Raw genomic sequence first — 13,092 nt, forward strand, 5'->3', positions numbered from 1 at the left:
CAGATCTGGGGCGACGGCTCCACGTTCAAGGGCAACGACATCGAGCGGTTCTACCGGTACGGCCTGCTCGCCAACCCGCAGCTGCGGATCTACAATCCGTGGCTGGACGCGGACTTCGTGACCGAGCTGGGCGGCCGCAAGGAGATGTCGGAGTGGCTCGTCGCCCACGACCTCCCCTACCGGGACTCCACCGAGAAGGCGTACTCCACCGACGCCAACATCTGGGGCGCCACCCACGAGGCCAAGACGCTGGAGCACCTCGACACCGGCGTGGAGACCGTGGAGCCCATCATGGGCGTCCGGTTCTGGGACCCGTCCGTCGAGATCGCGGCCGAGGACGTGACGATCGGCTTCGACCAGGGCCGCCCGGTCACGGTCGACGGCAAGGAGTTCGCCTCCCCGGTCGACCTGGTGATGGAGGCCAACGCCATCGGCGGCCGCCACGGCATGGGCATGTCCGACCAGATCGAGAACCGGATCATCGAGGCCAAGAGCCGGGGCATCTACGAGGCCCCCGGCATGGCCCTGCTGCACGCCGCGTACGAGCGTCTGGTCAACGCCATCCACAACGAGGACACCCTCGCCCAGTACCACGCCGAGGGGCGGCGCCTGGGCCGACTGATGTACGAGGGCCGCTGGCTCGACCCGCAGTCGCTGATGATCCGTGAGTCGCTGCAGCGCTGGGTCGGTTCGGCGGTCACCGGCGAGGTCACGCTGCGGCTGCGGCGCGGTGAGGACTACTCGCTCCTCGACACCACGGGCCCGGCGTTCAGCTACCACCCGGACAAGCTGTCGATGGAGCGCACCGAGGACTCCGCGTTCGGCCCGGTCGACCGGATCGGCCAGCTCACCATGCGCAACCTCGACATCGCCGACTCGCGCGCCAAGCTGGAGCAGTACGCCGGGCTCGGCCTGATCGGCACCGCCAACCCCGCCATCGGTGCCGCCCAGGCCGCCGCGACCGGGCTGATCGGCGCCATGCCGGAGGGCGGCGCCGAGGCCATCGCCTCGCGCGGCCAGGTCTCCGCGGAGGACGAACTGCTCGACCGCGCCGCGATGGAGTCCGGCACGGACTGACCAGGTCCACTGGGGGCCCTCCTTGACTGTGGCTTGGACCCGGCGATGGTGATCGTGCAGACGGCCTCTCGAGTGTCTCCTGTGCGGCGTTCCTGGGCGGTGCGCGGGCTGGTGCGGCTCCTGCCGGTGCGGTTGCGGGGTTGCGCGACCATGCCGTCGTTCAGCGCGGCGAGCGGGTGGCCCAGGGTCGCCGGCGCGGTGCCCGCAGCGGCAGCAGCCGCTGTCGGCCCGGCGGTGGGCGCGGGGCAGCGACGAAGCAGACCTCGTCGTCTGGGTCGACGCCCTTCAGGGCGGCGACCTTGGCGGCCGGGTCGCCGCTCTGGAGACGATCAGAAACGTCTATACCAGAATAAGTCGGGGCGTGACGGATCCGGTTCCGGCAGTTCGGTGGCCCGCGCGATCCAAGAGATCGCGCGACACCGCCCGCGCCCCACGGGGGACTACTGCGCCGCCCGGCCGAACACCTGCACTTCACCCAGGTTCAGTTCCACGGGATTGGCGTTCGCCAGCCACACACGGACGTAGCGGCCCTTGGCCTTCGTCTCGATGACAGTAGGGGTGCCGGCCTGAGCCTCCTCGTAGTGGGCGGTCACCCCCGGCTTGGCGAGTTGCTCGGCCAGGGTGCCCGAAAAGGGCTCGTCGGAGACCAGGACGTAGTAGTCCTTGACGCGCTCCGCGCAGCAGTCCGTCCGGTTGTAGACGTTGATCCGCTCCAGATCGGTGCTCGCGCCGAGGTCCACCTGCCACCAGGGCTGGGCCTCCTTGCCGCTGGTGGTGGAGAAGTCGTAGCGGTCGCCGTTGACCGCCTTGGCAGCGCCGTACGCGGTGCCGTCACCCCAGTCGGAGACCTGGGTGGCCGTCTTGCCCTGGGCGACCTCCTTCAGGGGCGGCAGGCCGAGCGACTCGTCGTGCCGGTTCTCCACCTTGGTCAGGAAGTCCTCGATGACCGGGTCGCCGATCCGGACCGGGCCGACCTGGTGGTGCTCCGTGGGGTCGACCGTGATCTTTGAGGCCTCGGCCGCGGCGGCCGTCATCGCCTTGCGCTCGGCCGCGGCCCTGGCCTTGTCTCCCGACTCGATGGCGGCCAGCGCGTTCAGACCGTGGCCCAGGGCCCCGCCCCACAGTTCGGTGGCGTCCAGCCAGCGGTCGGTGTCGTGCAGGAACAGCTTGTCCGGCACACCCTTGCGCAGGGTCGCGGGCGCCTTGGTGATCTCCCGGACAGCCGGCCGGAAGGCGCGGATCGCCCCTTCGGGGTCATCCGCGTACGTCTTCCAGAAGGCCTCCACCTCCGCGGTGAGCCGGGGCGCCTGCGGCTGCCACGGCGTCGTGCCGAAGGTCGGCGCGAGATGGTTGAGATCCACGAACCGCTGCATGGCGTCCGCTGTTCGGCCATTGCCCCCGGCCATGTACAGCGCGGCCTGCCGGGCGGACCGCTCGCGGTCGTACGCCCCGTCGTTCCAGGCGAAGTCCAGCATCGTGAACATGGCGAGCTTGCTGGCCGCGGCCTGGTTCATCGGGTTGGAGACGAGCCCCGTGATGTGCTGCGAAAGGCCGCGCTCCCGCTTGTCGTACGGGGCGAGGAGCAGGCGCCCACGGGTCCGAGCGAAGTCGTTGACGGGATAGTTGTCCCAGACGAAGACCTTGCGGCCGAACAGCCTGCTCGCCTGTGCCGCCTGGTCGTTGGTGATCTCCGGAGGCACCACCTCCATGCCGGTCCACATGATCTCCACCTTCGAGTCGAGGGTGGAGCGCAGTTTCTGCTTGTACGCGGTGTCCGTCAGGTCGCCGTACTCGGTCGGCACCATCTGCAGCGGATTGGTTCCCGGGTGGGCCTCGATGAACTCGCGCTGCACGGTGTTGAGCAGCTTCACCTGCGCTTCGGCCGCCGGGCCGCGGCCGGGGGCGCCGAACTCCTTCTCGTCGCCCTCGCAGTTCCACTTGGTGTAGCTGATGTCGTCGAGGGGGATGGAGAACGAGCGCACCCCGATGTCGTACATCGCCTTGAGCTTCTTGGTCATCGCTGCGGTATCGGACGGATCCGAGTAGCAGATGCTCGCGCCGGGCGAGACGGCGAAGGTGAAGCGGACGTGGTTGGCGCTCGCGCGCTGCACCAGGCCGGTCAGCTCCTCGAGCTTGTCCGCCGGGTAGGGGTCGCGCCACTTCTCGCGGTGGTACGGGTCGTCCTTCGGCGCGTACACGTAGGTGTTGGACCGGACGTCGCCGAGGAAGTCCATCTGGTCGAGGCGCTCTTCATGGGTCCATGGGGGACCGTAGAAGCCCTCGATGCTGCCGCGCAGCGGCATCGACGGGTGATCGCTCACCGACGCGCCGGCGATCCGGTCCCGCCCCTCCTCCGGGTCGGTGAACAGCTGCCGCAGGGTCTGTACGGCATAGAACTGGCCGGTGACATCGGTGCCGCCCAGAGCCACCGTGCCGCGCCGGTCGCCGCCCGCCGTGACCTGCAGGGCATAGCCCTCGGCGTGGTCGGGCACGGCGGTGTCCGACAGGGCCTGGTCCACGTCGGCTCGGGTGGCCGGACCGAGAAGCAGGGTCAACGAGGCCTTGCCCGAGGCCCGTTCGCGGATGTCGATGTTCTTCACGCCGTGTGCGCGCAGGGTCTCGACGAGCAGTTCGCGGGCGGCCGCGTCGGTCTGGGCGTCCACCACCAGCTCGGCCTGGCGGGTGAGCTGGATGTCCTTGCCCGAGCGGGACATGGTCTGGGGAGTCGGGGAGACGGCGGGCAGCGAGTCCCGGGCGGCGGCCGTTTCGGCCTGAGGCCCGGGTCCCGGATCGGGGGCGGCCGTCGCTGCGGTCGCCGTCGCCACGGAGGTGGCCACGACGATCGCGGTCAGCGTCTTGGCAAGGCGGGGCAAAGGTCCTCCAGGTTTCTTGGAGCAAATGGGTTCGCGAGGGTCTGGGTGTGGCGCTGTGCGGGAGTGCAACCGCCGACGCGTGAACGACCGGGCCGCACGCGGGGTCGAGGGGACGCGACGCGGACGGGAGGGCCGACCGGGCAGGCCTCGAGGCGCCGCCCGGCCGGCCGGTTCTCAGGACCAGCGGACCTTCGCGGTCGCCGGTGTGCTGCGGGTGCCGTCCGGGGCCACCGCCACCAGCTGCAGCCTCGTCGAGGACTCGGAACCGGAGCGGGCCAGGGACTTGACGTAGTACACCTCGTCGTAGACCCGGCCCACCGCCTCGCGTCGGCCGTCGGGCAACTCCCGGTACACGTCGTAGTACCAGACGTCCCGCTTCTCCAGCCGCCAGGACAGGAACACCTCCGCGGAGTCGCCGGCGACGTGCGCGGCGTCCACGGTGAAGTGGGACGGTGTCTTCGGGCGGGAGCCGCGGTCGCCGCCCAGAAGGGCCAACTCGCCGATGTTCAGGGAGTAGGCGCCGCGGCTCGCGGACGAGACGCGCACGCCGATCGCGGCGATGGTCCGGCCGTGAAACCGGTCGAGGCGGCGCGTGGCGGTGGTCCAGCCCTTGCCCCGGGTGCGTCCGGCCGGCAGCCAGACATAGTGCTCGGGGGAGTCGGCGAAGATCAGGCCGACCTCGAGGCCGCTGTCCGCGCCCGCGCGGCCGGTCGTGAAGGTGACGGAGAGCCGCTCGCCGTCTGTCACTTTCAGGGCAGTTTTGAACAGCCGTACGGTGGTGGGGTTCTGCGGGCCGAGCTCGCCTGATATCCGCAGTGAGGAGCCGCCGTCGTACGCCCGCGTGTAGTCGTAGTCGGCGGTGAGCGGGTCACCCGAGCCGCCGCTGCGGGTCCAGAACTGCCAGGTGGGCAGCAGGTCCTGGATGCTCGCGTTGTTCCACTCGCGCTCGCTCGCGAGCCGGCCGTCCAGGAAGAAGGACCTGCCGTGGCCGGTGTTGAAGCGGGTGGCGAACGGGAACGAGCCGATGACCGACCGCTCGGTGATGTAACGGGCGACGCCGTCCCACTTCTTGTGGTTGTCGGCGTCGCGCGGCTTGCCGTCGTCCTCGTGGGGCCACGGCACGTACTCCGTCCGGCCGGTGCGCGTCGGGTCCTCGTTGGGGCCCGACCAGTAGCGCCGCTCGCGCTGGAAGACGGCCGGCTGTGCATCCGGGTTGTCGCGGTCGGGGTAGCGGTCCCAGGCGAAGTGCGAACCGAACAGGGCCCAGCTGGTGCGGGCCGGTTCGCCTTCGGGGAAGATCAGGCGGGTGTCGAAGGGCGGGTTGTAGCCGTACTTCTCGTTCTCCGTGCCGTGGAAGACGGCCTCGTACGGGTCGAGGCCCAGCTTCTTCGCCGTCGTGCGGGACGTCTCGACCTGCGCGTCGTCCGGTATCCAGTAGTTGGCGAACAGACTGTTGCTGACCGGGGTGTCGCCGTCCTGGATCCAGGGCGCGTTCTTGCCGTTGAGCTGGTCCTGGTAGTCCAGCTCACCGTCAACCATGATCGTGTCGTACCACTGGATGTGGAAGCCCTCGGGCGCCTGTGTCCGGAGGTACTTCAGCATCTCCATCAGCTTCGCCGCGTCGGCCGGCGCGGTCTCGGCCTCCTGGTTGATGAAGTAGCCGTCGAAGCCGAAGTACCCGGCCATCTCGATCAGCTTGTCCGCGACCGGGAAGCTGCCGTCGGCGCGCTGCTCCAGGTAGTCGGAGAACTCGCCGCCTCGTGGCCAGAACCAGCAGCCCAGGCTCTTCGCACCGTTGCGGTGCGCGGCATCGGTGTATGCGGGGTTGGGCATGTTGACCACGCCGTGCTCGGGCTCGTCGGTCGGGGAGCCGGCGACGGGCATGCCGTGCCAGGAGCCGTACAGGTCGGTGTACTGCCAGAAGCGGAGCAAGCGGCGGGCGAAGACGTCGTCGTACTTGTACGCGGTGAAGAACGAGTTGTCGTAGTCGTAGCTCAGGTTCATCAACTGCGGACCCGTGGCCAGGTCCGGGTTCGCCTGGGTCGCCGCGAAGGGCGCGATACGGGTGGCCAGCGGCACCCGGGAGCGGAAGTACTTGGCCCAACGGTCGGTCCGCGGGCTCCAGCTCTTGAGGGAGGCGGCGTTGTAGCCGTGCATGTACGGCTGGTGGGGCGCTCGCCCGGGTGCCGGGTCGACGGCGGCGTGGGCCGGGGCGCGGAACGGGCCCACCGGACCGGTGAGGCCGATGGTCACTCCCGCCGCGCCGAGCATGCCGATGAAGGTTCTGCGGTCCATGGGGGATGAGTCCTTTGTTTCGGTCGGGGAGTGCGGGAAGAAAGTTGCACCGGTTTCCCTGTCCGCGTCAACAGGGCGTCGCCAAATTGCCGACAGAGAACGATAAATGAGCAGGTCAGAGGCCTTGATTGCAAACAACTAAAGTCATTAGCTAATGCGCTTTAGCTTCCCTTGTCGGCGCCTCTTGCTGGAGCGCTTTAACCTGTCTACAATCCGGTGATGTTCGGTGGTGTCCCGCCACGGTGGCACCGCGTTCCGCAGGCCCTTGAGCGGTCGATCACGTGTCGACGAACAGTGGGGTCAGCGGGTCGGCGTCTCCTTGGACGTACGGGTCGAACCGGGTTCCCAGTTCAAGATCAACCCAGGCTGCGGGCGATGCCGCCGGGCGGGGCCGGCGTTCGCCCCGTCGCCGCCGAAGGAGATGGCGATGGTCTGGTTCGAGTAGAGGACCGCCGTGTGTCCGAGGCCCCTCTTCGCCTGCGCGGCCTCCCCCCGGAGGTCGGTCGTCCCCGCGACCGGGGAACCGTCGTAGGTCGCCGACGGTTTCATCGTGTCGGTCGAACCCGACGGTGGCGCCGGGGGTCGGGATCTTCTCGTCGTCGGCGAGGCGGTCGAGCCGTCGCTGCCGTAGGCGTTCTGCGCCTGCTCCTCCGGCGCCCCCAGGAGCGCCGGTAGGTCCGGACGGACCAGTGCCCCTGCACAGCTGCGCTCCGGGCACGCGCTTCGACGGCGGGGTCTCGTCAGGTTCCGAGCAGACGGCTGGTTCACGTCCGCGGACACTGCGGCGAGGAGGCCTGCGCCAGGGTTCACATGCCGCCCGCCAGAGCACTGACCAGCACCATCGCGGCGATCGCCTGGGCCGCCGGGCTCATGCCCTTCCCGGGTCTCGCGGATTCGGCAGTCATGTCTCCCCTGTCCCTCTGTCCGACGTGCGCGCCCCCCGCGCGCTGCGCAGCCGGTCCGGCGACCGCTCGACGGGGTCGCGGGCGTCGTCCTCCAGCCGTTCGGCGTTCAGCTCCCCGACCGCGCCGAGCGCGTCGCCGATCGTCGCGTAGTCCACCGCGATGAAGTTGACGGGTCTGCCGCGCTGCCGCTCACAGTTGTGCGCCCGCTCCAGCACCCGCTCCCGGGAGTTGACGGTCCCGGCGTCCAGCCGCAGCCCGCCGCCGGCCGTGACGAAGTGGTTGAGCAGGAACAGCCGCTTGTCCGAGCCGCCCCGGTTCGGCACGCAGGACATCTCGTCCGGGCTGCGGAAGGCGAAGGGCGTCTCCATGCCGTACCGGTAGAGGTTCCGGTACCAGGGCGCGGGGCCGTCCGCCTTCTCCGCGAACACCACCAGCCGCCGGCCGCTGTCGATCATGTCCTTGAGCTTCGGCCAGGGGCGGTCCGGGTCCGGGTCCGGCTGGTACAGCAGATCGGCGAGGCCGGCCTGGAGGAAGGCGTTCTGGGTCGTCACCGGGTCCACGCCGTCCTGGAGGATCAGGGTGACCATTTCGGTGGGGTTGTCGCGCAGCCAGTCACCGATCTGGCGCAGCGTGGGCACCAGTTCGAGCGCCCCGGCGCCGCACACCGAGTGGCACAGCCACAGACCCGGGTGCGGCGGGTTCACCCGCTCCAGGATGCCGGTCAGCCGCCGGCGCAGGTCGGAGGAGAAGTCCGAGGTGCTCAGCCGGTCCGCGACCTCCTCGGGCCGCTCCCACTGGTGGGTGTCAAGGAGCAGGACGCGCACCCCGGCGCCCAGCTGACCGACGATGTCCGGATCCTGGAGGGGGCCGATGAACCGGTCCGCCGTCGTGGCCATCGCGTTGTGCGAGGCGAGCTGGGCGATCTCGTCGTAGCGGGCGTCGCACAGCTCGGCGCTGCCCTGGCAGATGCGCGGCGAGGAGCCGGTGATCGCCACCGGCGCCAGCATCGTCCCGACGAGCGCGCAGGCGGTGACGGCGAAGGTCAGCGTCGGACCGTGCCGCGGATCGGTGAGGACCGGCACGCTGGGCCGGGTCTCCCAGACCCAGCCCACGAGGATCAGCAGGGCGCCGGCGGCGAGCAGGATCACCGCGACGACGACGGCGGTGGTCAGGAGCCGGTCCAGCGCGGTGGCCTGGACGTCGGCGAGGAGTCCCGAGGCCGCCGGGGGCCACGAGGGCGGCGGGCCGAACAGCGCGTCGCCCAGGGTGAGTCGCAGCCCGAGCACCGTCAGCGCCAGCAGCGCCGCGGCGGCCGCGGGGGCCCAGCCCAGCGGCATCAGGCGGCGCCTGGCGGGCGAGGGCGTGGACAGCCACAGCAGGGTGAGCGCGGCCGCGCCGAGCACGGCCGCCGCCGGTTCCACCACCTCCTGGAAGAGCCGGGTCACCGACCGGGCGCGGTCCACCGGAGCCAGCGCCTCGGCGGTGGGATCGATGTCGACGGAGACGACCCAGGTGCCCTGCCTCGCCTCCCTCAGCAGTTCGGCGGCGGCGTCCCGGACCTGGTCCGTCAGGACGACCGGCGCGATCGCGGCCAGCGCCGAGGCGAGGTCCCCGCGGTCCAGCGCCGTCTGCACGCTGGGCCTCAGGTCCGCGCGCGCGGCGCGCGGCAGCAGGGGCATCAGCGCGTCCGTGGCCGCGACCGCCTGGCTGTGCGAGAGCGGCAGCGACGGCAGTCCCTCCAGCGGTGCCTCACCGGCCACCACCCGCGCCACCAGTTCCGACATGCGCTGCACGAAGGCCTGGAAGTCGGGCTCCGACCGCTCCTGGAGAGCGGCGACGGCATCACCGAAGTAGGCCTGGCTGAGCCTTTCGACGTTCGCGACCACGGGCTCCAGGTCGACCGTGATGCGCAGCCGGTCGCTGTCGCCCTCCAGGTAGTGGACCACCTCGGCGATCTGACGGTCCCCCATGGTCCGCAGCGTCTCCGGCGGGATCACGACCTTGAGGTTCGAGGTGATGGTCGACTGCGGCACCGGCAGCCGGTCCAGCAGCTCGCTGGTGAACGGCGTGCTGCCCGGGTCCACCAGCACCTCGTCGTAGAACCGCTGGTAGGCCCGTTCGTCCTCCAGCACCTGGCCGTAGAACCCGGGGTCGAGCACCGTGCTGCGGATGACGGCCGCCGCGGCCAGGACGGTCAGGCTCAGCACCGCCACGCACCAGGTCAGCACCCCGACCCAGGGGGAGCGCCGAACCAGTGCGTCCATGGAGCCATTCTCGTTTCAGCCGGCCGTCGTGCCACGCGGGGCGCCCGGGCGGGAGCGCCATCACTCGCATGCCCGGGCCGCGGCCGGCTGATACCCGACGAGGCGGTGGGAACCGAGTCCCACCGCCCCTCGTCCATACTCCGGATCAGACCGCCGGGGCCGGATACGTGGGGTACTCCACCCCGGAGACGTGCTGCACGACGCGGACGACCTGGCAGGAGTAGCCGAACTCGTTGTCGTACCAGAGGTAGAGGATCGCGTTGTCGCCCTCGACCTTCAGCGCGCCGGCGTCGACGATCGAGGCGTGGCGTGAGCCGATGAAGTCGCTGGAGACCGCGTCGGGGGCGCTGATGAAGTCGATCTGACGCTTGAGCGGCGAGGTCAGCGACACCTCGCGGAGGTGGTCGAGCACCTCCGCGCGGGTGGTCTCGCGGGCGAGCTGGAGGTTCAGGATCGCGATCGACACGTCCGGCACGGGCACGCGGACCGAGCTGCCGGTGATCCTCGCCTTGAGGTCCGGGAGGGCCTTGGCGACGGCGGAGGCGGCACCCGTCTCGGTGATGACCATGTTCAGCGGCGCGCTACGGCCGCGGCGGTCCGACTTGTGGTAGTTGTCCAGCAGGTTCTGGTCGTTGGTGAACGAGTGGACGGTCTCCACGTGGCCGCGCTGCACGCCGTACTCGTCGGCCATCGCCTTCAGCGGCGGCACGATCGCGTTGGTGGTGCAGGACGCGCAGGACAGGATCCGCTCGTCCGGCTTGATGGTGTCGTGGTTGACGCCGTGCACGATGTTGGGGACGTCGCCCTTGCCCGGCGCGGTCAGGACGACCTTGTCGATGCCGGGACGCAGGTGCTCCGACAGGCCCTCGCGGTCACGCCACTTGCCCGTGTTGTCGATGAGGATGGCGTTCTTGATGCCGTACGCCGTGTAGTCGACCTGCGAGGGGTCGTCGGCGTGGATCACCTTGATCGCGTTGCCGTTGGCGAGGATCGTGCTGCTGTCCTCGTCGACGGTGATGGTGCCCTGGAACTGCCCGTGCACGGAGTCCCGGCGCAGCAGCGAGGCGCGCTTGACGAGATCCTGGTCGCCGCCCCCGCGGACGACGATGGCACGCAGCCGCAGGCCGTTGCCCGACCCGGCCTTCTCGATCAGCAGGCGGGCGACGAGCCGGCCGATGCGGCCGAAGCCGTACAGGACGACGTCGCGCGGCTCGCGCCGGTCGATCTTGTTGGCGCCGGTGGCCCCGGCGACGGCGTCGGCGGTGAACTCCTCGACGGTGAGTCCGCGGTCGTCGCCCCTGTAGGTGGCGGCGAGCATGCCGATGTCGATCTGCGAGGGACCGAGGTCGAGCGTGGTGAGCGCCCGGAGGAAGGGCATCGTCTCGGTGACCGACAGTTCCGCGCCGGCGATCTGGCGGGCGAAGCGGTGGGTCTTGAGGATGCTGACCACCGACTTGTTCACCAGGGAACGGCTGTGCAGCAGGATCGTGACGTCCTGCTCCCGGTGCAGCTTCCCGATCATCGGGATCATCGATTCCGCGATCTCTTCGCGGTTCTTCCAGTTGGTGAACGAGTCGTCGTTGACAGTCACGTCTCTATCTTTCGAGCTAGGCGGCGCTCATATGCTAACCCCACCATCCCGTTGATCGATCAAGTGGGCCCCCGTGCGATCAGATGAGTGCCGATTCCGGGGTGTTTGCCCGGGGGACGGGCGGGCGGAAGGGTGGTAGGGGTGGTGCCCATGCACTCGACCCGCGTCTCCCGTCACGTGAACGCCCCGCGCTCCGCCGTGTACCGCGCGCTCCTCGACCCGGCGGCCGTCGCTGCCTGGCGGGTCCCGGACGGCATGACCGCCCAGGTGCACGCGTTCGAGGCCCGCGCGGGCGGCGCCTTCCGGGTGTCGCTCACCTACGAGGCGCCGACGGGCACCGGCAAGTCCGGCGCGCACACCGACACCTACCACGGGCACTTCGCCCGCCTCGTGCCCGACGAGCAGGTCGTGGAGGTGCTCGAGTTCGAGTCCGCCGACCCCGCGTTCCAGGGCCCGATGACCATGACCACGACGCTCACCGACGCGGGCGGCGGCACGGAGGTCGTCGTCGCCCACGACGGCCTGCCCGACGCCGTGCCGGCCGCCGACAACGAGACGGGCACGCGGATGGCGCTGGCGAAGCCGGCCGCACTGGTGGAGGCGGCCGGGCGGCAGGAGTGAGTCCGGCACCCGCGCCGCACAGGATTGCGCCGTGGATGATCGGGTACGCGAGTCTGGACCGCGTCCGTGCCCATCGTCCGCGCGGGCCGTAGACCGCCGCTATCAGGGAATCTGCCATGGAGACACCCGCGAACGACCACCCCGTGACGCCCGCCCAGCGTGCTCTGGACACGCTGGCCGAGAACACCGAGGACACCGTGGCGCTCGACACGCTCGCGAGCAGCGACGTCCTCGTCCCCGTGCCCGACGACACGAACGACCAGGAGGCCGCCGACCCCGGCATGCTGGCGCTGCCGGTGCTGGAACAGCAGGGCGGACGTCAGGTGGTGCCCGTGTTCACCTCGGAGCTGGAGATGGCCGACCTGCTGCCGTACGTCTCCCGCTACCGGATGGTGCCGCTGGGCGCCCTCGCCGCGCAGTGGCCCGCCGACGACCTGTCGCTGTCCATCGACGCCGGTTCGGAGCACCGCCTCACCCTGACATCGGACGGCGTACGCAGCCTGCTGGCCCGCCCCTGAGCCGGCCTGACGACTTCCGGCTCCGTCGCCTCGCCGGTTTCACCCGCCCCTGATCAGGGGCGGGGCTCCGCGCCTTCGCCGAGCATGCGGGCCAGTACCGCCCGTTGCAGCGGCAGCACCTCGCCGTGCAGGTCGCGGCCCCTGTGGGTTAGCGCGACGTACACGCCGCGCCGGTCCTCCGCGCACATCGTGCGCTCGACCAGCCCGTCCTTCTCCAGCCGGGCGATGAGCCGGGACAGCGCGCTCTGGCTCAGGTGGACCCGGCCGACCAGGTTCTGCACCCGGCACTGGGCGCCCTCCTCGGGCCCCTCGGTCACGAGGAGGTCGAGCACCTCGAAGTCGCTCGCCCCCAGACCGTGCGGATGCAGCGCGCGGTCGATCTCGCACATCGTGCGCGCGTGCACGGCGAGGATGTCCCGCCACCGTTCCTCCAGCCGCAGACCGGCCGTCCTGACTGCCATACCTGCACGGTAGCACCGGAAAGCCCGTTCCTTGAGTGTGCAACTAGTGCGCGTGCAAGAAACAGGACGGTCTCCGGCGCGTCGGGTACCGGACAAGAAGGGGACTCCCGGACAGCGGGACCCCGGCTGCGGGACAGTGGACGGACACGGACGGGCGGGCCCGACAGAGGGAGGGCGAGATGCCGAGGACCCCCGTGCACGGCACGCGTCTCGACATCCTGGAGTGGCTCAAGGATCCGATCGCGCACTTCCCGCCGCAGCGCCGTGTGGACGCGTCCGCACACGGTGTCTCCTCCGGCCCGGTCGCCGCGAAGCTGGGTGTGCCCCGCGGGGTGGCCGAGACCCACCTGGCCCTGCTCACCCGCCTCGGCCTGCTGCGCACCCGCAGGATCCGCGGGCGGACGTACTACCGACGCGACGAGGTACGCATCGGTGGCCCGGATGTTCGAGAGGGGCTGGTAGACGGGCTAGCCTGACCCCGCCGTCG

General features: G+C 70.4%; 9 protein-coding genes and 1 pseudogene. 4 read left to right on the top strand and 6 right to left on the bottom strand.

Translation table 11 applies throughout. From position 1 onward, the window contains the following. Positions 1–1,077 (top strand): argininosuccinate synthase (argG, locus tag ACFWR9_RS10945; RefSeq protein ID WP_383838850.1); only part of this gene is annotated, 1,077 nt, incomplete at its 5' end. A 440-nt stretch (positions 1,078–1,517) separates the two neighbouring features. Here argG and ACFWR9_RS10950 read toward each other — a convergent pair. The 5 genes from ACFWR9_RS10950 to ACFWR9_RS10970 form a co-directional block, all read right to left on the bottom strand. Next, the gene (locus tag ACFWR9_RS10950; protein ID WP_383838853.1) at positions 1,518–3,950 is read right to left on the bottom strand and encodes a beta-N-acetylglucosaminidase domain-containing protein; all 2,433 of its coding nucleotides are present in this window, start codon (positions 3,948–3,950) and stop codon (positions 1,518–1,520) included. Positions 3,951–4,124: 174 nt separating this feature from the next. Beyond that, on the bottom strand, positions 4,125–6,245 hold the full coding sequence (locus ACFWR9_RS10955; protein ID WP_383838856.1) for a twin-arginine translocation signal domain-containing protein: 2,121 nt from the start codon (positions 6,243–6,245) through the stop codon (positions 4,125–4,127). A 300-nt stretch (positions 6,246–6,545) separates the two neighbouring features. Continuing rightward, positions 6,546–7,055 carry a DUF6215 domain-containing protein gene (locus tag ACFWR9_RS10960; RefSeq protein ID WP_383838859.1) on the bottom strand — a complete coding sequence of 170 codons (510 nt, stop codon included), beginning with the start codon at positions 7,053–7,055 and terminating at the stop codon, positions 6,546–6,548. A gap of 91 nt (positions 7,056–7,146) precedes the next feature. Next, positions 7,147–9,414: a hypothetical protein gene (locus ACFWR9_RS10965; protein WP_383838862.1), complete on the bottom strand. Its 2,268-nt coding sequence runs from the start codon at positions 9,412–9,414 to the stop codon at positions 7,147–7,149. Positions 9,415–9,559: 145 nt separating this feature from the next. Then, complete coding sequence (locus ACFWR9_RS10970; protein ID WP_383838865.1) at positions 9,560–11,005, bottom strand: glyceraldehyde-3-phosphate dehydrogenase; 1,446 nt, start codon at positions 11,003–11,005, stop codon at positions 9,560–9,562. A 150-nt stretch (positions 11,006–11,155) separates the two neighbouring features. Between ACFWR9_RS10970 and ACFWR9_RS10975 the strand changes: the two genes are divergently transcribed. Both ACFWR9_RS10975 and ACFWR9_RS10980 read left to right on the top strand, forming a co-directional pair. After that, a complete protein-coding gene (locus ACFWR9_RS10975; RefSeq protein WP_383838868.1) occupies positions 11,156–11,626 on the top strand; it encodes an SRPBCC family protein in 471 nt (156 codons plus the stop codon). Positions 11,627–11,742: 116 nt separating this feature from the next. After that, positions 11,743–12,144 (top strand): SseB family protein, encoded by a 402-nt coding sequence (locus tag ACFWR9_RS10980; protein ID WP_383838871.1) that lies wholly within the window; start codon positions 11,743–11,745, stop codon positions 12,142–12,144. 53 nt (positions 12,145–12,197) lie between these two features. Here the strand turns inward: ACFWR9_RS10980 and ACFWR9_RS10985 are convergent, their stop codons facing one another. Then, on the bottom strand, positions 12,198–12,605 hold the full coding sequence (locus ACFWR9_RS10985) for a MarR family winged helix-turn-helix transcriptional regulator (RefSeq protein WP_383838874.1): 408 nt from the start codon (positions 12,603–12,605) through the stop codon (positions 12,198–12,200). A gap of 179 nt (positions 12,606–12,784) precedes the next feature. On the opposite strand from ACFWR9_RS10985, the pseudogene ACFWR9_RS10990 reads away from it, so the two are divergent. Then, positions 12,785–13,067, top strand: a pseudogene (locus tag ACFWR9_RS10990) (ArsR family transcriptional regulator). Positions 13,068–13,092 lie beyond the last annotated feature (25 nt).

The sequence above is a fragment of the Streptomyces sp. NPDC058534 genome, assembly GCF_042717365.1.
Taxonomy (GTDB): domain Bacteria; phylum Actinomycetota; class Actinomycetes; order Streptomycetales; family Streptomycetaceae; genus Streptomyces.

Excerpts from the sequence above, each read along its gene's own strand:
- ACFWR9_RS10955 (WP_383838856.1), bottom strand. The coding sequence starts at position 6,245 with ATGGACCGCAGAACCTTCATCGGCATGCTCGGCGCGGCGGGAGTGACC.
- ACFWR9_RS10965 (WP_383838862.1), bottom strand. The coding sequence starts at position 9,414 with ATGGACGCACTGGTTCGGCGCTCCCCCTGGGTCGGGGTGCTGACCTGG.
- ACFWR9_RS10975 (WP_383838868.1), top strand. The coding sequence starts at position 11,156 with ATGCACTCGACCCGCGTCTCCCGTCACGTGAACGCCCCGCGCTCCGCC.
- ACFWR9_RS10980 (WP_383838871.1), top strand. The coding sequence starts at position 11,743 with ATGGAGACACCCGCGAACGACCACCCCGTGACGCCCGCCCAGCGTGCT.
- ACFWR9_RS10985 (WP_383838874.1), bottom strand. The coding sequence starts at position 12,605 with ATGGCAGTCAGGACGGCCGGTCTGCGGCTGGAGGAACGGTGGCGGGAC.